Source organism: Streptomyces sp. ID05-26A, assembly GCF_033794685.1.
Classification (GTDB): domain Bacteria; phylum Actinomycetota; class Actinomycetes; order Mycobacteriales; family Pseudonocardiaceae; genus Lentzea.
In genome coordinates, this window is record NZ_JARAYZ010000002.1 from 1,769,736 (window position 1) to 1,793,918 (window position 24,183).

20 protein-coding genes are annotated in these 24,183 nt (G+C 69.0%); 9 read left to right on the forward strand and 11 right to left on the reverse strand.

The window, feature by feature from the left end:
• Nucleotides 1-107: 107 nt before the first annotated feature.
• Entirely contained in the window at nucleotides 108-1,286 is a 1,179-nt protein-coding gene (locus PV646_RS23795; RefSeq protein ID WP_500344388.1) for an MFS transporter, read from the reverse strand.
• A gap of 90 nt (nucleotides 1,287-1,376) precedes the next feature.
• On the opposite strand from PV646_RS23795, the gene PV646_RS23800 reads away from it, so the two are divergent.
• The gene (locus PV646_RS23800; protein ID WP_500344389.1) at nucleotides 1,377-2,018 is read left to right on the forward strand and encodes a TetR/AcrR family transcriptional regulator; all 642 of its coding nucleotides are present in this window, start codon (nucleotides 1,377-1,379) and stop codon (nucleotides 2,016-2,018) included.
• Between the two features lie 256 nt (nucleotides 2,019-2,274).
• Nucleotides 2,275-5,151 (forward strand): right-handed parallel beta-helix repeat-containing protein, encoded by a 2,877-nt coding sequence (locus PV646_RS23805; RefSeq protein ID WP_500344390.1) that lies wholly within the window; start codon nucleotides 2,275-2,277, stop codon nucleotides 5,149-5,151.
• Between the two features lie 64 nt (nucleotides 5,152-5,215).
• On the opposite strand, the gene PV646_RS23810 is transcribed toward PV646_RS23805, so the two are convergent.
• The gene (locus PV646_RS23810) at nucleotides 5,216-5,989 is read right to left on the reverse strand and encodes an ion transporter (protein ID WP_500345071.1); all 774 of its coding nucleotides are present in this window, start codon (nucleotides 5,987-5,989) and stop codon (nucleotides 5,216-5,218) included.
• 65 nt (nucleotides 5,990-6,054) lie between these two features.
• The gene (zapE, locus tag PV646_RS23815; RefSeq protein WP_500344391.1) at nucleotides 6,055-6,993 is read right to left on the reverse strand and encodes a cell division protein ZapE; all 939 of its coding nucleotides are present in this window, start codon (nucleotides 6,991-6,993) and stop codon (nucleotides 6,055-6,057) included.
• Nucleotides 6,994-7,025: 32 nt separating this feature from the next.
• Between zapE and PV646_RS23820 the strand changes: the two genes are divergently transcribed.
• From PV646_RS23820 to PV646_RS23830, 3 genes are all read left to right on the forward strand, one after another.
• Nucleotides 7,026-7,967, forward strand: coding sequence for a pirin family protein (locus PV646_RS23820; RefSeq protein WP_500344392.1), 942 nt, complete (start codon nucleotides 7,026-7,028; stop codon nucleotides 7,965-7,967).
• Between the two features lie 338 nt (nucleotides 7,968-8,305).
• Nucleotides 8,306-8,707 carry an SsgA family sporulation/cell division regulator gene (locus PV646_RS23825; RefSeq protein ID WP_500344393.1) on the forward strand — a complete coding sequence of 134 codons (402 nt, stop codon included), beginning with the start codon at nucleotides 8,306-8,308 and terminating at the stop codon, nucleotides 8,705-8,707.
• Between the two features lie 79 nt (nucleotides 8,708-8,786).
• Complete coding sequence (locus PV646_RS23830; protein WP_500344394.1) at nucleotides 8,787-9,596, forward strand: helix-turn-helix domain-containing protein; 810 nt, start codon at nucleotides 8,787-8,789, stop codon at nucleotides 9,594-9,596.
• Here the strand turns inward: PV646_RS23830 and PV646_RS23835 are convergent.
• From PV646_RS23835 to PV646_RS23855, 5 genes are read right to left on the reverse strand one after another with little or no spacing between them, the layout of a single operon-like run.
• Nucleotides 9,590-10,531 (reverse strand): glycoside hydrolase family 6 protein, encoded by a 942-nt coding sequence (locus tag PV646_RS23835; protein ID WP_500344395.1) that lies wholly within the window; start codon nucleotides 10,529-10,531, stop codon nucleotides 9,590-9,592. The genes PV646_RS23830 and PV646_RS23835 overlap by 7 nt on opposite strands.
• 48 nt (nucleotides 10,532-10,579) lie before the next feature.
• Nucleotides 10,580-10,876 (reverse strand): hypothetical protein, encoded by a 297-nt coding sequence (locus PV646_RS23840; RefSeq protein WP_500344396.1) that lies wholly within the window; start codon nucleotides 10,874-10,876, stop codon nucleotides 10,580-10,582.
• Between the two features lie 7 nt (nucleotides 10,877-10,883).
• Nucleotides 10,884-12,503 (reverse strand): glycerol-3-phosphate dehydrogenase/oxidase, encoded by a 1,620-nt coding sequence (locus PV646_RS23845; protein ID WP_500344397.1) that lies wholly within the window; start codon nucleotides 12,501-12,503, stop codon nucleotides 10,884-10,886.
• Nucleotides 12,504-12,528: 25 nt separating this feature from the next.
• Complete coding sequence (gene glpK / locus PV646_RS23850; protein ID WP_500344398.1) at nucleotides 12,529-14,046, reverse strand: glycerol kinase GlpK; 1,518 nt, start codon at nucleotides 14,044-14,046, stop codon at nucleotides 12,529-12,531.
• Nucleotides 14,047-14,073: 27 nt separating this feature from the next.
• The gene (locus PV646_RS23855) at nucleotides 14,074-14,829 is read right to left on the reverse strand and encodes an MIP/aquaporin family protein (protein WP_500344399.1); all 756 of its coding nucleotides are present in this window, start codon (nucleotides 14,827-14,829) and stop codon (nucleotides 14,074-14,076) included.
• A gap of 243 nt (nucleotides 14,830-15,072) precedes the next feature.
• On the opposite strand from PV646_RS23855, the gene PV646_RS23860 reads away from it, so the two are divergent.
• Entirely contained in the window at nucleotides 15,073-15,837 is a 765-nt protein-coding gene (locus tag PV646_RS23860) for an IclR family transcriptional regulator (RefSeq protein ID WP_500344400.1), read from the forward strand.
• Between the two features lie 25 nt (nucleotides 15,838-15,862).
• Nucleotides 15,863-17,356: a glycerol kinase GlpK gene (glpK, locus tag PV646_RS23865; RefSeq protein WP_500345072.1), complete on the forward strand. Its 1,494-nt coding sequence runs from the start codon at nucleotides 15,863-15,865 to the stop codon at nucleotides 17,354-17,356.
• A gap of 7 nt (nucleotides 17,357-17,363) precedes the next feature.
• Here the strand turns inward: glpK (PV646_RS23865) and PV646_RS23870 are convergent, their stop codons facing one another.
• Complete coding sequence (locus tag PV646_RS23870) at nucleotides 17,364-18,761, reverse strand: aminopeptidase P family protein (protein WP_500344401.1); 1,398 nt, start codon at nucleotides 18,759-18,761, stop codon at nucleotides 17,364-17,366.
• Between the two features lie 88 nt (nucleotides 18,762-18,849).
• Between PV646_RS23870 and PV646_RS23875 the strand changes: the two genes are divergently transcribed.
• On the forward strand, nucleotides 18,850-19,794 hold the full coding sequence (locus PV646_RS23875) for a LysR family transcriptional regulator (protein WP_500344402.1): 945 nt from the start codon (nucleotides 18,850-18,852) through the stop codon (nucleotides 19,792-19,794).
• Between the two features lie 2 nt (nucleotides 19,795-19,796).
• On the opposite strand, the gene PV646_RS23880 is transcribed toward PV646_RS23875, so the two are convergent.
• Nucleotides 19,797-21,188 carry a collagenase gene (locus PV646_RS23880; protein WP_500344403.1) on the reverse strand — a complete coding sequence of 464 codons (1,392 nt, stop codon included), beginning with the start codon at nucleotides 21,186-21,188 and terminating at the stop codon, nucleotides 19,797-19,799.
• 101 nt (nucleotides 21,189-21,289) lie between these two features.
• Nucleotides 21,290-22,867 carry an MFS transporter gene (locus tag PV646_RS23885; RefSeq protein ID WP_500344404.1) on the reverse strand — a complete coding sequence of 526 codons (1,578 nt, stop codon included), beginning with the start codon at nucleotides 22,865-22,867 and terminating at the stop codon, nucleotides 21,290-21,292.
• A gap of 382 nt (nucleotides 22,868-23,249) precedes the next feature.
• Between PV646_RS23885 and PV646_RS23890 the strand changes: the two genes are divergently transcribed.
• Nucleotides 23,250-24,011: an ESX secretion-associated protein EspG gene (locus PV646_RS23890; RefSeq protein WP_500344405.1), complete on the forward strand. Its 762-nt coding sequence runs from the start codon at nucleotides 23,250-23,252 to the stop codon at nucleotides 24,009-24,011.
• Nucleotides 24,012-24,183 lie beyond the last annotated feature (172 nt).

The following is a 24,183-nucleotide window of genomic DNA, read 5'->3' on the forward strand; positions in this document are numbered from 1 at the left end:
GTGGTCGCCGGAACCGCTCCACCCCTGTCCGCGAACTGGTTCCGGTGGTTCCGCACGTCCAACCGGATGAAGTGCGGATCGATATTCCACTTCGCCCGAAATCGCCGTCATCCGATCATGAGCGTCGCGACGGCGGGCCCTGCGGCGCCGCCGAGTTGATAGCAGAGGGTGAACAGCCCCAGGGCGACGGCTCGATCGGCCACCGGCACCGCCGAGATCGCCCGGCTCGCGTACCACCCCATCGCCGTGCCCGACGCGAACACGGAGAACGCGAGCGCTGCCGCCCAGCTCACGGGCCACGGTGTGACCAAAGGCAGAACAACCGCAACGCCACCAGTCACGGCGAGTGCGAGCCGCATCGCCGTGGGGGCGAAACGCGCCGTGTACCTGGCGATCACCAACGACGCTGCAGAGCCCGCCGCCAGTGCCAAGAGCGTCGCCACGCCGATCCGGCCGGGCGACCACTCCCGCTCCAACAGCCGGGGCACGGTGTACAGCAACACGAAGTAGGAGGTGGAAAGCATGCACGCGGCGACCGCGGCAGTGCGGAAGACATTCGCGCGCAGGACGGTCAACGGCACGAATCCGTCCGGCCGGCGACGGACGTGCAGGGCGAGCAGAACCACCGCGCCCAGTGCCGCGAACGTGACCAGCGGGAACCTCGGTATCAGCACCAACGCGCTGACCAAGGCGAGCACGAGCACCAGGCCGAACGGGTCGCCGGGATTCCGCCTGGCGACGTCAGGACGCGCGGGCATCCTGCGCAGCACCATCGGAACCGCGAGCAACGCGAGCAGCGACAGGCAGAGCGCGGCCCGCCAGGACGCGCCCGCCAGCACCGCGCCGGAGAGGGGCCCGAAGGCGCCGACGAGACCGAAGCTCGCGGCGATGGCGCCTGTCCGCTGGGCGGTTCCGGCGAGTCCGTACCCGAGCACGACCAGACCCCCTCCCCCCAGCGCCTGCACCGCGCGGCCGGCGAGCAGCACGGGCAGGCCGGGGGCGACGAGCACGAGCAGCGTGCCGGCCAGGACGAGGACACCGTTGAGCAGGAGCACGAAGCGGGGTCCCCGGTCGCGCAGCAGCCCGGCGGTCACCGGGGTGCCGGCGAGGGCGGCCCAGCCGAAGGCGGTGGCGGTCCAGGTGGCGACGCCCGCGGACACGCCGAGGTCGTGCGCCAGTGCGGGGATGACGGTGGTGGTGGCGTTGGCACTGAGAGCGGCCGGAGTGGCGAGCAGGACCAGCCACGGCACGGGCACCCGCTGGTCAGGAACAGTCTGGGTGGTCACTCGCCCCAAAGTACACCGGGTAGTGCATCTAGTACACCGACTGGTGCATTCAGTAGACTGCACCGAGCAGTTTCCACCCGGAGGGCGGCCATGACCGACGGTCGGCAGAAACCACACGGCAGGCCGGAGAAGAGGCGGGCGATCATGCACGCCGCCCGCAAGGTGTTCGGACGCGACGGCTACAGCCGCGCCGGGGTCGACGCGATCGCCGCCGAGGCGGGCGTCTCCAAGCGGACGATCTACAACCACTTCACGGACAAGGAACAGCTGTTCCTCGACGTCGCGCTGGAGGGCGCGCACGAGGTGACCGCCGAGATCGGCCGGATCATGGACCGGCATCTGCGCAAGATCGTCGACCTGGAGCAGGACCTGATCGACTTCACCCTCGACCGGGTCGCCGCCATGAGGACCTTCCCCGACCACTTCGCCCTGGTCCGGGCGATCGAGGCCGAGGCGTCCCGGATCCCGCCACCCATCCTGAAGGCGTGGATCGACGCGGGCCCGCAGACCGCCCACCTGCGGCTGTCGCCATACCTGAGCACCCTCGCCGACCGCGGCCTGCTGGTCCTCGACGACGCCGAGCGCGCCGCCGCCCACCTCACGCTGCTGACGATCACCGAGGTCAACCACCAGACCTTCTACGGCGCCGTACCCCTGCCGGCGGAGGACGTCCTCGCGATCACCACCTCCGGCGTGCGGGCCTTCCTGCGCGCCTACGGACCCACCGCCTGAGTCGTCCGCTCCCGCGCGGCTCCGGAAATCCCGGTCCGGCGGCCCCGACCCGTCCTCGCGCCCACTCGGACCGCGACCGGTCCATTCGACTCCCACGATTCAGGGCCGTGAGCTGCCGCGCACACCGTCCGATCGGGCAACATCCGTCATTGAAAAGCATTGCAACATTACCCATTTCATGAATGTGAATATTTGACACAGATCTAAACCATCGACTACAAAGAAATGGCCCCGCCCTGCCAACCGAGGGTTATCAATGACGAAAACCTCTCTGTCTCTGCTGTCCCTGCTCTTAATCGGTTCGCTGACCGTCCCCGCCGCGTCAGCGATCGCCGCACCTGCACTGACGGGGCTGGACGTCTCGTCAGGCAACCGGCGCGCACCTATTTCCGGCATGTACGACTGGTCGAAAGCCGGATATCGCGGCAATGGGGTGCTGCCGGGAAACAATGAGATCAACCCGAACGCCGCCTGTCAGATCACGGCGGCGGAACTCGCTTCCCAGTTCGGCGTCCGCCCGGACGACGCGGCCGACGACACGGCGGGGCTCCAGGCCGCGATCGACACGATCAGGACGCAGTGCTCGCCCAGCGCGAGCTACACGAAGCTCAGCACCATCACGCTCCCGGCTGGCCAGGTGAAGGTCTCCAAGGAGCTCCACGTCGATGCCGACCACCTGGTGATCAGAGGCGCGGGCGCGACCGCCACGAAGATCGTCTACACCCCGGACGCGAACACCCGCTACGACTCCCTGACCCCGGACGGCTCGGACTGGGACGAGGACGGCATGACCTCCGGGCAGGGCAAGGGCGGCTGGCTGTGGCCGGGCCGCGGCCTGTTCCGGGTCCAGTCGCGTGGTGTGCACAGCAGCTACGCGAGCGACTACGCGGCAGCGCCGGAGAACCGCAAGGACATCTTCGAGGGCACGGTGAACGTGCACTGGAAGGCCGGCGCGAAGGTGAGCGCCGCCGCGAAGGCCGGTGATCGCACCGTCAAGGTCGCCTCGGCCAGTGCGATCAAGGCGGGCATGCTCGTCAACGTGCGGGCCGCGAACTCGGTCAAGTTCTACGAGCAGCAGTTCGCGACCGGCACGCCGTACCCGATGCTCAACATGCACATGCGGCAGCAGATCTTCACCGTCGCCTCGGTCTCGGGCACCACGATCACGCTCGACAAGCCGCTGGAGTTCGACGTCCCGGTCAACTCCACCTCGGACGGTTCCCCGGCGATCGGCGGCGCGACGTACGACTCGAAGGTGTCGCCGCTGGTGGACCCGGTCCTCGGCGTCGGGTTCGAGAACTTCGGCTTCACGCAGGCGATGCCGAACCTCGACCCCGCCGAGGCCGTCAACAACTACGGCAACATGGCTCCCGCCGACGAGATGCACGGCATCGTGTTCAAGTGGGCGGCGAACTCGTGGGTCAAGGGCATCCGCGCGGAGATGACGGGATCGCACCCGATCGTCACCGAGGAGGCGAAGAACCTCCAGATCGTCGACAACCACCTCGACGGCTCGTGGAACAAGGGCAAGGGCGGCAACGGTTACTTCCGCGGCTCACGCGTGTGGGACTCGCTCTACGCCGGCAACACCTCCCGCAACCTGCGGCACTTCACGTTCCAGTGGTCGGCCGCAGGCAACGTAGTGGTGGGCAACGACTTCGACTCCGACCTCAACCTGCACGGCGGGTGGGAGCGCAACAACCTGTTCGAGAACAACAGCGTGAAGGTCTCCTACGCCCACCGCTCGGGCAACTGCCGCGCGAACTGCGGCGAGGAGGGCGGCGGCGGACCCGACGACTCGAACTGGTTCCCGATCTGGTGGGGTGCCGGCAAGAAGGCCGTCAAGTGGTCCGGCGCCTCCGGCCCGCGCAACGTGTTCTTCAACAACGGCATGACGAAGCAGCTGTCGACCGGCGGCTCCTACGACCCGTTCTACAGCGAGAGGTCGCGGATCTACCAGTTCGGCTGGAACGGCGGCGCGTACAAGCACCTGGACGTCGGCGGCACCGCCATCGCGGACTGGGCGAAGAACGAGCGGCGCGACTACACCGGCGGTCACGGCGTCGACGCTTCGAAGACCGATTCGGCGAAGTCCTTGTTCCTCAAGAACATCCCGGCGAACTTCGCGGCGGGGTCCACTGAGGACAACGTCGGCGCGCGGGCCACGATCCCGGTGTCCACCGCCGACCAGCTGAAGACCGCCCTGCTCAACGCCAAACCGGGCGACACGATCTCGTTGGCGCCGGGCACGTACCGCGGCGCGTTCGTCTCGCAGAAGGCCGGCACGTCCAGCAACCCGATCACGCTGACCGGCCCGTCGTCCGCGGTGCTGGTCAACGACGGCCCCTCCGGTACAGCGCCCTCCTGCCCGGTGCCGACCGCGGGCTGGGACTCGGGGTACGGCCTGTGGCTGTACAACGCGCCCTACTGGACCATCAAGGGCATCACGGTGGCGGAGTCGAAGAAGGGCATCATCCTCGACAACTCCCACCACGTCACGATCGACGGCGTGACCGTGCGCAGGACCGACGAGGAAGGCGTGCACTTCCGGCGTTCCTCCGCCGACGGCGTCATCAGGAACTCGACGATCACCGACGCCGGCGTCGTCACGAAGGACTACGGCGAGGGCGTGTACATCGGCTCCGCGAACTCCAACTGGAAGTGCCACGGCAACTCCGGCGGCGCCGACAGGTCCGACCGCGTCCAGGTGCTCGGCAACAAGATCGGCCCCGGCGTGTCGGCGGAGCACATCGACGTCAAGGAAGGCACGCAGGGCGGCCTGATCAGCGGCAACACCTTCAACGGCACCGGGATCTCCGGCGCCAACTCCGCCGACTCGTGGATCGACGTTAAGGGCTTCGGCTACCGGATCGAGAACAACACCGGCACCTTCGCCTCGCCCGGCACGTTCAAGAACGGCTACGAGACGCACAACCCGAGCACGACACCGTCGTTCGGCAACGGCTGCGGGAACGTGTGGCGGGGCAACAGGTCCGACCTCGGCAACGTCGGCGAGTACGCGGTGTACGTGTCGTCCACGTCGAAGTGCAAGGCCAACCCGAATGTCGTGCACGCCTCGAACACGGTCAGCCGTGCGAAGAAGGGCGTGTCGAACATCCCGGTCACCCCGTAGAAGGCGGGGGTTGCAGGGGTTCCGATCGGTGTACGGCGGCGTCGCCGATCGGGACCCCTGGCTACTACGCGTTCTGCCTGATCGCCCGCACTTCCTCCCGCAGCGCCCGGACCTCCTGCAACAGCAGGTCGTCGTGGCTCGCGGACCGGGGTGCGGGCAACGTGATCTCCTCCTGCATCGCGCTGCACACCACCGCGATGAACAGGTTCAGCATCGTGAACGAGCCGACCATCAGGTAGACGAGGAAGAAGATCCACGCGAGGGGCTTCTGCTCCATCAGGTCGCGCATCACGTCCGACCAGCCGTCGCCCGTGGTGATCTGGAACAGCGTCAGCAACGTCGGGCCGAGGCCGGTGAAGCGCGGGTCACCGGTGTCGCCGAACAGGTTGCTCGCGATCACGCCGCCGATGTAGACCAGCAGCGCCAGCAGACCGGACAGCGACAGCAACCCCGGAATAGACCTCACCAGCGCCGTGACGACCCGGCGCATGCTCGGCACCATCGCGACGAGCCGCAGCGCCCGCAGGATCCGGAGGCTGCGCAGCACGGACAGCGGACCCGCGGCCGGGATCAGCGCGATGGCCACGATGACGAAGTCGAAGACGTTCCACGGGTCCTTGAAGAACTTCCAGCCGAACGCGTACAGCCTCGCCCCGAGCTCCAGCGTGAAGATCGTCAGCGCCAGGTGGTCGATCAACGTCAGCAGCGGGCCGAAGTTCGCGTTCAGAACGGTGGAGGTCTCCGCTCCCAGCGTGATCGCGTTGATCACGATCACGCCGATGATGAACATCTGGAACCGGTTGCTCTCCACGAGCTGGCCGATCCGGGCACGCGCCATCTTCACTTGCTGCTCCTACGACAGGGGTTGTGCTTCCCTATCGGCGGTGGAGGCGGCCCAACTGTTCACCCGGTCGTGTTGATCAGTTCCAGCCTGCTGGCGGTGCGGGCGAGGTCGCGCGTGTCGCCGCCGACGATCTCCCCGAGCACGTGGTCGCTCACGAGCGTCAGCCTGACGTCCTTGTCCACCAACACGTCCACGACGTTCGAGAACCGCTGCCTGGCGTCCCTGCCGCAGGTGTGCAGCCGGGGAACACCGGCGACCACCCACTCGTCGAAGCGGTCGGCGAGCACCAGGTAGTCCTGCGTCGAGGTCGGTTTCTCGCACAGGTCGCCGAAGTCGAACCAGATCCTGGCGCCTTCGGTGCCCAGCGCGGTGATCGCGCGGCCGTTGACGTCGAGCGTGACCGGGTCTGACGGGAGATCCGCGGTCCTGGTGATCTCGCCGGTCTCGAAACGGGAGCGTGGCGCGCCGCGCAGGTGCCGGTAGTCGTTGGCGCCGTTGAGCTCCACGGGTTCCATGAGCTTCTCGACCAACTCGATGCCGGGGAGGAAGAGGTCGTGGTGGAGCGGGTCGGGCAGCAGTCCGCCCGGCGGGTAGTTGGACGTGGCGATGATCATCACCTCGCGGTCTTGGAGCACCTCCAACAACCGGGTCAGCAGCATGGCGTCACCGACGTCGTGCACGTGCAGCTCGTCGAACGCGAGCACCTTCGCCCGCCCGACCAGCTCACTCACCGCCCTGGCGACGGCGCCGCGTTCGCGCAACCGCTCGGAGATCCGCCGGTGCAGCTCCTGGAAGAACGCGTGGAAGTGCACGCGCTTCTTGGGCCCGGGCAGCACGTCGAACAGCGCGTCCGCCAGAAAGCTCTTCCCCCGGCCGACCGGCCCGTGCAGGTAGACACCCCTGCGCTGGCCGGCGAGCGCCTCGAGCCGGGCGATCACGCCGAGCTGTGCGTCGTCGAGCACGTACCCGCTGCTCGACACGTGTGCGCGAAGATCCACTGATACCCCCGCGCCAGCTTACGATCGACCCCGTGAGCAATGTCGAGGCCGAGCCCGCAGAAGTGACGTGCACCTCCATCCCCGGTGGCGTGGAGGTGCTGACCCCGCGCGACGTCCCGCTGGGCGGCCCGCGGGCGATGAAGGTGCGCCGCACGCTCCCCCAGAAGCAGCGGTCGCTGATCGGCGCCTGGTGCTTCTGCGACCACTACGGCCCCGAAGACGTCAGCATGGACGTGGCCCCGCACCCCCACACGGGCCTGCAGACCGTCAGCTGGTTGTTCACCGGCGAGATCGAGCACCGCGACAGCCTCGGCGTCCACGCGTACGTCCGCCCCGGCGAGCTCAACCTGATGACCGGCGGCAGCGGTATCTGCCACTCCGAGCAGTCCACCACCGCGTCCACCGTGCTGCACGGCGTGCAGCTGTGGCTGGCCCTGCCCGACGCCCACCGGGACGCGCCGCGCGACTTCCAGCACCACGTCCCGCCGACCGTCACGGTGGACGGCTGCGCGGTCCGGGTGTTCCTCGGCTCGCTCGCGGGTTCCCGCTCCCCCGTCCGCACGTTCACGCCGTTGCTGGGTGCCGAGATCGTGCTGCCGGCGGGTGCTTCGCTGACGGTGGAGGTCGACCCGGCGTTCGAGCACGGCGTCCTGCTCGACACCGGCGACGTGACGCTGGGCTCGACCCCGCTCGAGTCCGGCTCGCTCGGGTACGTCGGCACCGGCCGCACATCGCTGACGTTGTCGTCGGCCGAGGGCGCGCGGGTCGTGCTGCTGGGCGGTGAACCGTTCGGCGAGGAGATCGTCATGTGGTGGAACTTCGTCGGGCGCACCCACGACGAGATCGCCGCGTTCCGGGAGGAGTGGCAGGCGGAGACCGACCGGTTCGGCCGGGTCGAGGGTTACCCCGGTGCCCGGCTGCCCGCGCCGCCGCTGCCCGGTGGACGGTTGCGGCCGCGCGGCAACCCTGCCTGACGGAGCGCGCCATCACCGAGATGCGGCATGTCACTTACCGTGCCGAAACAGCTACAGAATGCACGTTCACTTTTAAGGCGAATTTAAGGTAATCATCCCGCCGTCCCATCTTCCGGGTCGAGAGCAGGCCGTCTCATCTCGTGACCTGCATCCACAGATGACCGAGCCGACCTCCGCGAATATCGGAAAATCCCTGGTCAGAACAGGTGACTGCCCGCGTCTTACCTGGTGGGAGTGTCTGCATGCGAAAAGTCATACTTCAGGCCCATTGAAAATCACGTTCCGATCGCTTTTCCTGATCGAGGCATCCACGGAGGTTGCCGGACGTCTAAGGGGGCATGAGGAACGTGACACGAGTGGGCGCCGACTCGACATTCGCCTTCATCGCGCCGTCCGGGCGTCCCCTGCCCGTCGACGTCGAGCTCGGCTACCGCGCCGACGACCCGCACGCGGTGACCATGACTTTCCGCATGGGACGCCAGGAGACCGTGTGGCTCGTCAGCCGCGACCTGCTCGCCGACGGACTGATCACCACCAGCGGCGCGGGTGACGTGCGGCTGCGGCCCCACAACTCCACGACCGCCGTTCTGGAGCTGCGCTCCGACGTGTCGCACGCGGTGTTCCACGTGCAGTCGGCCGAGCTGCAGGAGTTCCTGAACTCCACCTACGACGTGGTGGCCCCCGGTTGCGAGAACGACTACGTCGACTTCGAACTGGAGCTGCGCAAGCTGCTCGACTGAGGCAGCGCGGTCGAGAGCGGGCGTTTTCACTCGAACGAGCCCGTACCTTGGACCGATTCCAACCCATACGTTCGGAGTCGTGACCGTGACGACTTCCACCGCGTACAGCAGGGATCTGGGCGACGAGCTGCGCCGCCTCAGGCAGAGGTTCACCGGTTTGAGGGGCCGCGCGATGGCGCTGCAACTCGGCTGGGATCCGAGCAAGGTGTCCAACCTCGAGCACGGCAAGATCCGGGGCACGGACATCGACCTGGCCCAGTACCTCACCGTGTGCGGCAAGGACATCGACTTCTTCGAGGACTTCCTCCGCCGCTACCACAACGCTTTCGACCCGTACCTCGCCCAGGTGCCCGGCAACCTGCGCACCCTCGCGATGACGGAGGCCACGGCCACCGGCATCACGGCGTACGACGTCCTGACCGTGAACAGCCTCCTGCAGACCAGGAACTACGCCCGTGCCCTGCAGGCCGCGACGGGCCAGCCGATCGAGGACCTCGACAGGCAGGCGGTCATGCGCCGCCCCAACGGCCCCCGGTGCGTCTTCTACCTCCACGAACTGGCGCTGCGGATGCGCCTCGGCACCGCGCAGGTGATGGAGGAGCAGTACGTGTGGCTGCAGGCGAACTCCGCCATCGTCCGCATCGTGCCGGAAGAGGCGGCCACGGCGGCGTTCCAGTCCACGTGCACGCTGTTCGAGTTCGAGAAGGCCCCGCCGCTCGTCCACGCGGAGTCCGACCTGGCGAGGGTCTTCGCCCAGGGCGAGGCGGCCGTCGAACGGGCCCGCAGCCTCTTCGACCTGCTCGGCGAGGTCGCCCTGGACGAGAACCAGTCGCGGCGCAAGATCGCGGAGTACCGCGGCCCCACACCGCTGCGCGCCCTCGCTCAGTAGCCGTGCACCAGGTCGAACGCGAGCTGCGGGTCGAACTTCCCGGCGTCGACGCCCGGTGCCTTGCCACAACGTCCGTCCGAATCACCGGGCACCTTGACCCACAGCAGCATCTCCGCACCCCCGCCAGTGCGAGCGGGCGTGCCGAGCTTGCGCCCACCGGGGTTGCACCACTCACCGTTGTGCCCGTTGCCGTTGCGGCTGGTGTCGATCACGTACGGCTTGGCGTAACCGGGCAGCGAGCCACTGACCGAGTCGCCGTAGGCCGTTGAGGCGGCGGTGGTGTGGTAGTTCGACACGTTGATCGAGAAGCCGCGCACGTTCCGCACACCCGCTGAGTCGAGCCGCGCCGCCATGGTCCCGGCCGGCACCCACTGCGCGTTGCCCGCGTCGAGGTAGGCCCACGTGTTGGGCGCCTTGGACTTGAACTGCTCGGTGGCGTACTTGATCATCGCCGTCCGCTCGGCGGCCTTGACCCCGTCCATGCAGGTGAAGTCCGCCAGCGAGTCCGGCTCGATCACCACCACGGCCGGCCGCGTGCCGATCGCCGAGGCGAAGGAGGAGATCCAGGTCCGATAAGCAGCAGGCGTCCCCGCGCCGCCGCCGGAGTGGCCACCGCACGCGTCGCGGCCGGGGATGTTGTAAGCCACCAGCACGGGCAACTTGGTGCCGGTCTTGTTCACGTAGGACGACACGGCGGTCTTGATGTCCCCGCTCCAGGCCCCGAACCAGCGGGCGATCGGCTTGGACGAGATGTTCGCCTTGATCGCGGCCTGCCGTCCGTCGCCCGCGTGGTCGCGCACCCACACGGCGGGGTTGGAGTCGGGGTCCACGTAGAAGCCGTCGGTCAGGCCGACTGGGCCGGCGGCGTGTGCTGCCGGGGCGGTGACGACGACGGTCAGCAGGGCCAGCGCGAGTGCTCTGATCATGTCCCGCACACTCGCGCGGACCGCTTAAGGGGCGGTAAGTCCGGGTTGAAGCCGCAGTCAGGGCGCGAGAAGCCCGGCCTGCAGCGGCAACAACGGCGCCACCACCCGCCCCAGCGGCCCGCTCCGCACCACTCCCCCGGCCGGTCCCGCGAACGGCGCGGCGGCGTCCAGCGTGTCCGGCAGCCGCGCCCACACGGCCCACCGCTCGTCCCAGGCCTGGATCACGTCGAGGTGCCCGCCGGGGAGGAACCGGGCCAGGTGCACCCCTGCGACCTGCCCGGTGTTCCCCAGCAACGGGAGCAGGCGAAAACCGCCCTCCCGCCGCAGCCTCTCGATCAGCTCCGCGCTGTCCATCTCACTGTCACATTCCTGTCTGGGCCGCCAACCTCGTGTCCGCCCGATAGGCATCAACCGCAGCATCACGTTCAGAGCCGGACCACCCCAGCGGGCCGGCGATCAGATCAGCCACCTCACCCGCGACCGACGAACCGAAGTCCAGGTGCTCCATGGCGATCCGGGTGCGCCGGGCCAGCACGTCCTCCAGCCCCAGCGCGCCCTCGTGCGTCACGGCGTACACGATCTCCGCCGCCAGGTACCCGGCGACGGGCTCCGCCAGAGAAGCGTCCTGCGCGACGAGGGCCAGCACGTCGGACACGGCCGAGCCGTAGCGGCGCAGCAGACGTTCCACGGTGGACGTGGGCAGGCCGGACTCCGCAGCGACGCGAGCCCGGTCCGCCCACAGTTCTTGGAAACCGACGGCGCCGCACAACGGCAGCCGTGCGGTCAGGGAGGGTGCCACCGCACGGCCCAGGCCGGAGACCGCCGCGTTCACGACGTCGGCGGCCATCACGCGGTAGGTCGTGTACTTGCCGCCCGCGATCACGAAGAAACCGGGCTCCGGCTGTGCGACGGCGTGTTCGCGCGACAGTTTCGAGGTGTCGGCGGAGGCTCCGGCGAGCAGAGGGCGCAGACCCGCATAAGTACCGACGACGTCTTTCACCGACAAAGGCGATCGCAGCACGGCGTTCACGTGGTCGAGGATGTACGCGACGTCCTCGGGAGTGGCCGAGACCGACTCCGGCGCCTCGGAGTACGGCGTGTCGGTGGTGCCGATGATCCAGTAGGCGCCCCAGGGGATCACGAACAGCACCGACTTCTCGGTCTGCGTGATCAGGCCGCCGTCGAGCTGGATCTTCGACCGCTCCACCAGGACGTGCACGCCCTTGGACATCCGCACGTGGAACGGCGGTGCGCCCGGCGACATCGAGTTGAGCGAGTCGGTCCAGACGCCCGTGGCGCTGATTACCCGTCGTGCGCGCACGACGTGTGTTACGCCCGACAGCTCATCACGCACCGAAGCACCGGTGACCTTGCCGTCGGTACGCAAGAGCGACGTGACTCGTGCGCGGGACACGACGGTCGCACCGTGCTGAGCGGCCGTGCGCACGAGAGTCGACACGAACCGCGCGTCGTCCATCTGCGCGTCGTAGTACCGGATCGCGCCGGCGAAAGCGTCCGCGTCGACAGAAGGTCCGACGGAGGCCATCTTGCGGCGGGAGAGGTGCCGGTGCATCGGCACGGCTCCGGCGCCGCCGATCGAGTCGTACAGCAGCACGCCCGCGCCGACGTAGGCGCGTTCCCACTGCTTCTTCAACGGGAAGAGGAACGGCACCGGCCGCACCAGGTGCGGTGCGAGCCGGCGCAGCAGCAACCCGCGTTCCTTCAGAGCTTCCCGGACCAGCTTGAACTCCAGCTGCTCCAGGTACCGCAGCCCGCCGTGGACGAGCTTGCTGGACCGGCTCGACGTGCCCGCCGCCCAGTCGTCGGCCTCGACCAGGGCGACGGAGAGGCCGCGTGACGCCGCGTCGAGAGCAGCGCCCGCGCCGACCACGCCACCGCCGACGACGAGGACGTCGAACTCCGTGCTGCCCAACGCTTCCAGAGAGCGGGCGCGCCGAGCCGGATCCAGCCTTGCGAACAACTTCAGCTCCTAAGAAAGGAATTTCCTAGCGGACGTCGGCGTCGACCCAGTCGAACGACTTGGTGACGGCCTTCTTCCAGTTGCGGTACTCGCGCTCGCGCTCGTCGGAGTCCAGTTCGGGCGTCCAGCGCTTGTCCTCGGCCCAGTTCGCGCGCAGCTCGTCCAGACCGGACCAGTAGCCGACGGCCAGGCCGGCGGCGTACGCGGCGCCGAGAGCGGTGGTCTCGGCGACGACCGGACGCACCACCGGCACGTCGAGCACGTCGGCCTGGAACTGCATCAGCAGTTCGTTGGCGACCATGCCGCCGTCGACCTTGAGCTCGGTCAGCGGCACGCCGGAGTCGGCGTTCATCGCGTCCAGCACCTCGCGGGTCTGGAACGCCGTCGCCTCCAGCACGGCACGGGCGAGGTGACCCTTGTTGACGAACCGGGTCAGGCCGACGACCGCACCGCGCGCGTCCGCTCGCCAGTACGGCGCGAACAGACCGGAGAACGCCGGCACGAAGTACGCGCCGCCGTTGTCCTCGACGGAGGCCGCCAGCGTCTCGATCTCCGCGGCCGAGCCGATGATGCCGAGGTTGTCGCGCAGCCACTGCACCAGCGAGCCGGTGACGGCGATGGAGCCTTCCAGCGCGTAGACGGGGGCCTCGTCGCCGATCTTGTAGCAGACGGTCGTGAGCAGACCGTTCTTCGAGGCCACCTTCTCGGTACCGGTGTTGAGCAACATGAAGTTGCCGGTGCCGTAGGTGTTCTTGGCGGTGCCGGGCTCGTAGCAGGCCTGGCCGAACGTCGCCGCCTGCTGGTCGCCGAGGATGCCCGCGATCGGCACGCCCTTGAGCACACCGCCGGGGCCGCCGTTGCCGTAGACCTCGGAGGAGGAACGGATCTCCGGCAGCATGGACAGCGGGATGCCCATGTCGGCGGCGATCTCCGCGTCCCACTGCAGCGTGTCGAGGTCCATCAGCATGGTCCGCGACGCGTTGGTGACGTCCGTGGCGTGCACACCGCCGTTGGGGCCGCCGGTGAGGTTCCACAGCGTCCACGTGTCGGTGTTGCCGAACAGCAGGTCGCCCGCCTCGGCACGCTCACGGGCGCCCTCGACGTTGTCGAGGATCCAGCGGATCTTCGGGCCGGAGAAGTAGGTCGCCAGCGGCAGGCCGACCTTCGCCTTGTAGCGGTCGGCGCCGCCGCCGAGGGCGCCGAGCTCCTCGACGATCGCCTGGGTGCGGGTGTCCTGCCAGACGATCGCGTTGTAGACGGGCTCGCCGGTGTTCTTGTCCCACACCACCGCGGTCTCGCGCTGGTTGGTGATGCCGACGGCGGCGAGGTCGCCGGTGTTGAGGTCGGCGGTGGAGAGCGCCTGGCCGATCACGAACCGGGTGTTCTCCGAGATCTCGACCGGGTTGTGCTCGACCCAGCCGGCCCTCGGGAAGATCTGCTCGTGCTCCTTCTGGCCCACGGCGACGATGGAGCCGCTGTGGTCGAAGATGATCGCCCGCGTGCTGGTCGTGCCCTGGTCGACGGCGAGAACGTACTGCGTCATCGAAACTGTCCTTTCCGGATGGTCAGATCAGAACGCGAGCGAGGCGATCACGCCGGCGAGAGCGCCACCGATGATCGGGCCGACGACGGGCACCCAGGAGTAACCCCAGTCGGAGTCCTTCTTGCCGACGGCCTCACCGTCGGTGCCCTTGTAGGACAGCGGAAGCAGCGCGTGCGCGATGCGCGGACCGAGGTCGCGGGCCGGGTTGATCGCGTAGCCGGTGGGGCCGCCGAGGGAGGCGCCGATGCCGACGACGAGCATCGCGACGGCCAGCGGGCCGAGCTGGGTCGGGGTCTTGCCCAGGGCGAGGACCACGAAGACCAGGACGAACGTGCCGATGATCTCGCACACCAGGTTCCAGGTGTAGCTGCGGATCGCCGGGCCGGTGGAGAAGACGGCGAGCTTGAGACCCTCGTCGGGCGTCTCGTCGAAGTGCGGCTTGTACGCGAGCCACGCGAGCACGGCACCGAGGAACGCGCCGAGCATCTCGCCGGCGAAGTAGACGAGCGTCGAGCCGACGCCGACCGGCACACCGGGGGCGAACTCGTCCGCGCCACTGGTGAGGATGCCGATCGTGACAGCGGGGTTGAGGTGCGCACCCGACTTGTACGCGATGTAGACACCGGCGAAGACGCCGAGACCCCAGCCGAAGTTGATCAACAGCCAGCCGCCGTCGAACCCCTTCGACTTGGCGAGCAGCACGTTGGCCACCACGCCCGCACCCAGCAACAACAAGATGCCCGTACCGAGCACCTCGCTGAGGAACACTGTCCCGAGACCCACGCTGGCCTCCCATTCGTCCTTGAACGGCTGATCACCACGTGGTGATTGAGGCGGAACGTAATGAGCCAGGTCACTACTGCTCAACAGGCACGTTTCGACAATGTCGACACCTGCGGCCACGGAAGGTGTGACCGACCGGTCACGCTGCGCGCAGACAAGGCGTTTCAGGCCCGTATCCAGGGGTGACGGGCGTCGTAGCTGTTCGACATTGCCGACACAGGTCGTCTCAATTACGTTTCTCGCGTGCCGGGACCCATCCAGTCGATCGAACGAGCCGCAGCCGTGCTGCGGCTGCTGGCGCGTGGCTCCGGCCACCACGGTCTCACGGAGATAGCCGACTCGCTCGGTCTCGCGCGGGGCACAGCGCACGGGATTCTCCGTACGCTGCAACGGGTCGAGTTCGTCGAGCAGGACTCGGGAACGGGCCGCTACCGCCTCGGCGCGGCCCTGCTGCACCTGGGAACGTCCTACCTCGACGCGAACGAACTGCGTTCTCGATCGATCAACTGGGCCGACACGCTCGCCGCGCGGAGCGGTCAGGAGGTGCGGATCGGCATGCACCACGACGGCGCCGTGCTCGTCGTGCACCACGTGTTCCGCCCCGATGACTCTGTGCAAACCCTCGGTATCGGCGCGATGTTGCCGTTGCACGCCACCGCGCTCGGCAAGGTGCTGCTCGCCTACGACCCGGACCTGTCGGCGGCCGCACGCAAACGGGAGCTGACGTCGTTGACGCGCAGGACGATCACGCGCACGCAGATGCTGGAGCGCGTGCTGACCGAGGTGCGCGGGCAGGGCTGGGCGGGTGAGGCCGAGGAGTACATGCCGGGCGAGGCCAGCATCGCCGCGCCGATCCGCATCCCGGGCGGGCTCGTGATCGGCGCGATCGGCATCTCCGGCGCGGCGGACCGCCTGTGCGACTCGGCGGGCCGGCCGCGTGCGACGCTGGTGCGTCAGGTCGTGCAGGCCGCGGAATCCGTCACCACCTCGCTCGTCGACGAGAACTGAGGGGCTCGCCGTGCAACGGTTCGTAATGGCGATCGACCAGGGCACCACGTCGACGCGCTGCATCGTGTTCGACCAGAACGCCCGCCTCGTCGCGGTCGCCCAGCGCGAGCACCGGCAGTACCACCCCCGGCCGGGCTGGGTGGAGCAGGACGCCGTGGAGATCTGGCGCAACGTCGACCGGATCGTGCCGCAGGCGTTGCGGCAGGCGGGGATCACGGCCGAGCAGGTCGTCGCGATGGGCATCACGAACCAGCGCGAGACGTTCGTGCTGTGGGACCGGCACACCGGTGTCCCCGTGGGACGCGCGATCGTCTGGGAGGACATCCGCACCGAGGACCTCGTCACCGAACTCGGCAAGAAGCAGGGCATCGAGGAGGTCCGCGACCGCTGCGGCCTGCCGCTGGCGACGTACTTCTCGGCGCCGTCACTGCGCTGGATGCTCGACCACACACCAGGCCTGCGCGCCAAGGCCGAACGCGGCGACGTCCTGTTCGGCACCATGGACACCTGGCTGATCTGGAACCTCACCGGCGGCGTGAACGGCGGCCTGCACGTCACGGACGTGACCAACGCGTCGCGGACGATGCTGATGAACCTCTCGACGCGGCAATGGGATCCGATGCTGCTGGAGTTCTTCGGCGTGCCCTCTGTGATCCTGCCGGAGATCCGGCCGTCGACCGAGATCAGCGGTGTCACGACGCGCGTGGTGCCGGGCATCTCGATCACGGCGGCGCTGGGCGACCAGCACGCGGCGCTGTTCGGCCAGACCTGTTTCGAGAAGGGGTCGATCAAGGGCACGTACGGCACCGGCGGGTTCCTGTTGATGAACACCGGGACCGAACTCGTGCGTTCGAAGCACGGGCTGCTGACGACGATCGGCTATCAGATCGGCGGCGAACCGGCGTACGCGCTGGAGGGCTCGATCGCCGTCGCCGGGTCGCTGGTGCAGTGGTTCCGCGACAACCTCGGGCTGATCCACTCCGCGCCGGAGATCGAGACGCTGGCACGCACGGTGAAGGACAACGGCGGCTGCTACATCGTGCCGGCGTTCTCGGGGCTCTTCGCGCCGCACTGGCTCTCGCAGGCGCGCGGCCTCGTCGTCGGGCTCACCTCGTACATCAACAAGGGTCACCTGGCGCGGGCCGTGCTGGAGGCGACGGGCTGGCAGACGCGCGAGGTCGTAGACGCGATGAACGCCGACCTCGGGGCGCCGACGCCGGTGTTGAAGGTGGACGGCGGGATGACCGCCGACCACCTCCTGATGCAGTTCCTCGCGGACGTCCTGGACATCCCGGTGATGCGGCCGCTCGTGGCGGAGACCGTGTCACTGGGTGCCGCGTACGCCGCAGGCCTGGCCGCCGGTTACTGGCCGGACCTGGAGGGGTTGCGGAGGAACTGGCACCTGGCCGCGCGGTGGAACCCGGCGATGGACGCCCGGCACCGCGAGGACGAGTACGCGAACTGGAAGCGGGCCGTGGAACTCACGTTCGCGTGGGCCCGCTCCACTCCGTCCACTTAGGAACGCGTCAGGAGCGCTGCTTGCGCACCCAGGCGGCCACGTCGTCGGCGTCGATGGGCAGCGAGTCCGAGAGGACGTCCGCACCGGTCGACGTGACGACGAGGTCGTCCTCGATGCGCACGCCGATGCCGCGCAGCTCCGGCGGCAGCGTCTCGTCGTTCGGGTGGAAGTACAGGCCGGGCTCGACCGTGAGCGCCATGCCGCGTTCGAGGATGCCCTGCTGGTAGGTCTCCTGCCGGGCGTCGGCGCAGTCGTGCACGTCGAGGCCGAGGAAGTGCCCGGTGCCGCAGACGATGTAGCGGCGGTGGTGCTGACCGGACGGGTCGAGCGCCTTGTCGACGCTGACCGGCAGCAGGCCCCAGTCGTGCAGGCCCTCGGCGAGCACGCGCATGGCGGTGTGGTGGAAAGCGCTGTAGTCGTTGCCCGGCCGCACTTCCGCGAGCGCGGCGACGTGCGACTCGAGCACGAGGTCGTAGACCTGGCGCTGCGGCGCGCTGAACTCGCCGCTCACCGGGAACGTGCGGGTGACGTCGGCGGTGTAGAGCGAGTTCATCTCGACACCGGCGTCGAGCAGCAGCAGGTCGGCGTCGTTCACGCGGCCGTCGCAGCGCGTCCAGTGCAGGACGGGGGCGTGCGGGCCGGCGGCGACGATCGAGGTGTAGCCGGGCCCCTTGCCCTCGGTGCGGGCGCGGCGGTCGAACGTGCCCTGCAGCCAGCGCTCTCCCCCGCCGCGCACGGCCTGGCCGAGCTCCATGGCGACGTCGGCGAAGCCCTTGACGGACGCGTCCACGGCCTGGCGGAGCTGGTCGATCTCCCAGTCGTCCTTGATGCGGCGCAGCTCGGCGAGGACGGTGCGCAGCTCGTCGCTGTGCGAGCCGGTCAGCGCGTCGAGCAACGGGTCGACGCCCTTGGCGACGAGCGTCTCGGGGTGACGGCCGCGCAGGGCGTTCGCCAGGTCCTCGATCGGGCGGGCGGTGATGCCGAGCGCGCCACCCCACTCCTTCGGGCCGGCGGCGGCGCCGATCCAGAACGGGCTGCGGTCGGCGTCACCGAAGAAGTCGACGCTGTGGGTCTCGGACGGCGTCGGCACGAACAGCGTGGCGTCGTCGTCGGTCAGCACCAGCACGGCGCCCTCGACCTGGCAGCCGGTCAGCCACACGAAGTCGCTGTCGGCGCGGAACTCGTGGAACGTGTCGTTGGACCGGACGTGCGCGCGCCCGGCGGCCAGCGCGATCCGCTTGCCCGGAAGGGCAGCGGTGAGCCTGGCGCGGTGGGCCGCGGCCGCCTCGGCGGTGCCCGCGGGCAGGTCGACGGAGCTGTCCCACTCACCCCAGCCGTCGCGGATGTACGTGCGGAAACCGTCCGCGTCCACCAGTTTCGCCATGTCGCGGCGTGTCCGAGCCAATTCGCGTCCCTCCAGAGTGGTCCTTGCCTACCACCCTCCCTCCTGTCGGAGGGGTCTCGCCAATCCGGATCGGGGATAGCCTCAGGCTATGGAACTGGAGATCCGGCACCTGCGGGCGGTCTGCGCGATCGGCGACGCGGGCAGCCTGTCGCGCGCGGCCACGCAGCTCGGCATCTCCCAGCCGTCCCTGACGACCCTGTTGCAACGCGTGGAACGCCTGGTCGGCGGCAAGCTGTTCGACCGCGGCCGGGCCGGCGCGGAGCCGACCGCGCTGGGTGCGCAGATGCTGCAACGGGCCCGGTTGCTGCTGGTCGAGCTGGACGCGTTCGGCTCGGACCTGGTCCAACGAGACGGACCGTCTCGTCTCGGCTCGGTGCACATGGAGTGCGTCGCGTCGCTGTACACGCGGCTGGAGGACGTGCTCGACGACATCACGATGGTGGTCGACCCCTCCTCGACGGGCCTGGCGCTGGCGCTGGCGAACGGGCACCTCGACGCGGCGGTGATCGCGGTCGACGAGGAGGGCGACCTCGGGCTGCCGCGCGGGGTGGCGCAACGGGTCGTGGTGCCGTGGGTGCCGGTGTACATCGCCATTCCCGCTGGTCATCGCCTTGCATCCCACCCGGAGATCGAGCTCGCCGACCTGGCCGGCGAGTCGTGGGTGGGGCCGCCGGGTGCCGAGGACGGGTCGCTGACGGCGTTGCGCGCGGCGTGCCGGGCGGTGGGGTTCGTACCGCGGATCCGGTTCGAGATGCCGAGTGGCGCGGGCCGGCAGCTGATCGCGGCGGGCAAGGCCGTGCAGTTGGTCGAACCGACGTCGCAGGGAGGTCCGGGGGTGGCGGTGCGACCACTGGCGGGGGCGCCGATGCGGATGCGGCTGGTGTTCGCGTGGCGGCGGGAGCGGCTGACCTTCCGTCAGGCCAGCCGCGTGTTCACCGAGGTGCTGGGTGCCTATTCGGACCAGGCGATGGCGAGCCCGGTGTTCCGGCCCTGGTGGGAGGAACGGGGCGCGGCCCTCGCCTCAGCGGACTGACGTCAGTTCACCGCGGCGAGCCACGTGTACCAGTCCGCGTCGTACCGGTCGCCGATCACCCGCGTGAGGTGGTCGCGGGCACCGGCCCAGTCCCCCGCCCGGTAGTCCGCCAGCACCGCCGCGACGTCGGCCGGGTGCTTCTCGACGAGGTACCTGACCGCCAGATAACCCCAGTTGTAGACCCGCGTGGAGTCGTGGTCGTAGCTGGTGTCGAACAGCGTGCTCAGCGCGTACGTCCGCTTCTTGGCCTCGGCCAGCGCGTCGGCGTAGACCTCGCCCCGGTAGCTGTACGAGATGTACTCGGCGACACCCTCGCTCCACCACACCGTCGGCGTGGTCATGTTCTCCGCGAAGTCGCCGTGCATGTCGAACCGGCCGTCGAGGTAGTGGGTGTACTCGTGGTTGAGGTTCCAGATGGCGAACTCCGGCAGCCAGTCGGCCTCGTGCGCGATGAACCGCGCCTGGTTGAGCGCCGGGTCGCCCTCGAGGTACATGCCGCCGTTGTTGGTGGAGATGTCGAACAGCACCCCGGCGTACGTCCGGTAGTCGTTGCTGGTGTTGAAGACGACGACTTCCAGCGAGGTGTTGTTGTCACCGGCGACGGGACCGGGATCGCGCACGACCGCGTGGAAGGCCGCGTCCTGCCCGGCGAGCGAGGCGCAGGTCTGGCGGAGCTGGGTCCTGGTGAGCTGCTGCGCGCGGATCTTCAGGGTGGCACCGCAGGTGTGCCGGACGGTGAGGACCCGGCGGTCGATCTTCGCGCGGAAGTCGCACGTGTTGTAGCGACGGCAGTTCGCCTTGTCGTACCAGTCGACCATCTCCGCGACGCCCACCCACAGCGGGGCGAGTCGGCCGACGACGTCACCGCGTGAGGCCATGTCCGCGAGCAACGGACGGACGCGCGGCGCGATGTCGTTGTGCCGCAGGAACCTGCCCAGCTCGCGGGTCGCGTTCTGCACGAGGTACTGGCGGTCGGTGCCGAAGAAGTCCAGGTGTGCCACCACGAACCGGCGCAGCGCCCGCAGGACCTCGGGCTCGGCGCGCACGGCGGCGAGGAACTCCGGCTGGGCGTGGCCGTAGTAGAGCAGGAGCATGCCGGCGTGCACGGCCGCGTCGTCGGCGCTGGTGTAGTTGTCGAGGACGCGGACCAACGCGCGCAGCTCGGACGGGTAGTCGGCGGCCGCGGCGGTGTAAATGGTCGAGTCGGGCCTGGGGTGCAGGGTGGTGCGGGCGATCTCGGGCGGCAGCAACGGGCTGGTCGGCGAGGTGAGGGGTGCGGCGTGACCGCCGGCGAGACGGACCGTCTCGTCTCGTTGGTCAGAAGGCGCGGCGTGAGCGGGCACCGGCACCAGCAGTCCAGCCGCCAGCGCCGCCACCAGGGCGAGTGATCTCATCAGGGTTCCTCCGCAGGGTTCGAGGTTCCCAGAGCGTCACACCGCCCGACGGCCCGCGATCATCCCTTCCGTTCATAGCGCGCTGCTATGGAACCTCGTCCCTACTCCGGCTTCCGCGGCTCCGCGAACAGCAGGTGCCGCACGTGCGCAGGCCCCTTGGCCAGCGCGCGTGCGGTCTCCTGGTTCTCCTGGTCCACGACGGTGCCGCGCTCGACGTGCTGGCGCAGGTGCTCCTGCCACGTCGCCACGGTGAAGGTCTCGAGGAACGTCTCGGTCCGCTCGGTGTCCCGGAACAGCCCCCACATCGTCGCGCCCGTGCGGCGGCGGGCCCGGCCGACGCGTTGCATGGCGTCGATGAACGCCTCCTCGTTCTCGGGCGCCACCGGCCACTCCACCGTGACCAGCACCGGGCCCGCGTCGGTGTCGTCGATCTCCGGCGGTTCCTCCCAGTACGTCGCCGGACTGACGTCGAGCGGCCGGTCGTTCAGCGGCAACCACCTGGTCGCCGCGGCGGCCAGCACGACCATCGCCACCGCGGGCGTGATCATGGCGACCTTCAGGCTGTACGCGTCCGCGATCGCGCCCCACACGACGGCGCCGAGGGCCTGGCCGCCCATCAGGATCAGTTGGTAGTACGCCAGTGCCCTGGCACGCGTCCACGCGGGCAGCAGGACCTGCGCGGTGGCGTTGAACGTCGACAGCGTGGCGATCCAGCAGGCACCGGTGAGCAGCATCGCCACGATCACCAGCGCGAAGCTCTGCGTGAGCACCGCCGTGCTGGTGGCCCCCGCGTAGACGAACGTCGCGAACAGCACCATCCGGTTCTTGCTCATGCGCCGCAACAGCTTCGGCACCACGAACGCGCCGCCGATCGCTCCCGCGCCGACGCTGCCGAGCAGCACGCCGTACCCGCTCGCGTCGAGCCGCAGCGGGCCGCGCGCGATCGCCGGCAGCAGGGCCCACAGGCCGCTGCCGAACACGATGAACAACGTCAGCCGCGTGAGCACCCGCCGGAACAGCGGCGAGCTCGCCACGTACCGCGCGCCCGTCCGCATGGCGGTCGTGATGTGCTCCGCGCCGAGGGGCCGGTGGTCCGACGGCCTCTTCCACCGCGCGAGCACGATCAGGACGCCGAAGAAGCTCACCGTGTTGAACGCGAACGTCGCCTCCGGCCCGGACAACGCGATCAGCAACCCGCCGAGCGCCGGGCCGATCGCGCGTCCGACGTTCATGTTGACGCCGTTGAGCAGCGCGGCCTGCGGGATCTCCTCGCGCGACACCAGTTCCGGCTGGATCGCCTGGAACGACGGCATCGACAGCGCCTGCCCGATCGCCATCAGCGCGAGCAGTCCGAGCAGGGTCAGCGGCGTCGCGGACCCCGTGCCCGCGAGCAGCATCAGCCCGCCCGCGCCCGCCAGCATCAACGCCTGACCGGTGATCAGCACCTGCCGCCGGTCGAAGATGTCGCCCAGCGCCCCGAACGGCACCACCAGCAGGAACACCGGCAGTGTCGTGGCGGTCTGGACGAGCGCGACCTGCAGGGCGCTGCCGCCGAGGTCACCCATCAGCCACTGGGCACCGACGGTCTGCGCCCAGGTGCCGATGTTGGAGGCGAACTGGGCGAGCCACAGCGCGCGGAACGCGTTGCGGCGCAGGGGCGCCCACGAGGAGACGGTCACTGCCCGATCTTCACACCTGCACGTACGCGTTGCCGACCACGACCGAGGGTTGGATTCGGTCAACACTGAAGTCACCGAGAGCACAACCCCTCAACCACTCATAGTGATTTGGGTCACACTGAACTGTTGATATGTCTGCCACGGACGTGTGAACGACCCGTGCGCGTTCGCCCAGTTCACGCGTTGAGAGTGCTCCCGGAAGCTGCGAAAACAAGTGTTCACACCCAATGCGCATGCCCGGAAGTGGCCCGTTTCCCGCGGTCGCGACCGATTGTGAACATTCGTCTCAATCGGGTGCGCATTCGCCCGATGAGGAACGGCCCGCGCATTTCTGCCTGATACTGCGCGCATAGCAGGCAGAGCAGAAAGGTTCCGAGCACTCGTGATCACGCCCGAGTACTTGCTGTCGCCCCGCGAGTTCGAGGTGCTGTGGCAGACGCTGCGGCTCGGCAGAATGCCGTACCCGCTCGACGTGCCCAGCGAAGGAGCGACCGAGCAGGACGTCAAAGCCTTGCAGGACAGGACGATCGCCGGACTGCGCGGACGTGGCCTGGCCGACGACGCGCGTCTGGAGGACCTCATGCGCCTGCTCGGCGACCACGAGGTGTCCGTGGACGCCGTCGCCGGCCTCGACCGCACCGTGCGCGCCCTGGCCGCGGCCAGTGGAGGTGAGGGCGTTCTCGCCGTGATCGACGGCGACAAGGTCGGCCTCTCCGAGATCAGGCCCACCGCGCTCGCGCGCGAGATCGTCCGGGTGCTGCCCGAGGGGGTGGCGGGGCCGGGCAGCGCACTGTCCGTGCGACTCGAGACGTTGCAGCAGGCGGTCGCACTGCAGGAGGCCGAGCAGGAGGAGGACTCCGAGGACCCGTGGGGCGCGGCCGACGAGGAGCTCGACGACCGCGAGGCGCTGCTCAAGGCCGGGCTGTCCGCGCAGGACGCACGGCAGATGGACGAGCTGGCGCAGAGCCGGGTCGCGGGTGGCCAGTTCGGCGTCACGCACGGACGGCACCGCGCGGACGTGGTGATCAACTGGTTCGACACGCACCAGGGCCGCTACCTGATGGTGCGCTCGGACGGCTGGCTCAGCCTGTCCCCCACCGACAACGACAGGATCGCGACGCGGATCGACGCCGTGCTGGCCTGACGGTCCACGGGTGCGGCACAGCACACAAGAATGATCCAAATCGGGCATCGCGGGCGTACTCTCCGGAGTGCGCCCGCGTTCTCGTGGGACGTCGCACGATTCAGCCGATCCGGTGAACGCCGAACCAGCCGGTGACGTACCTCAAGAGAGCCCTAAATCCAGGATAATTCCC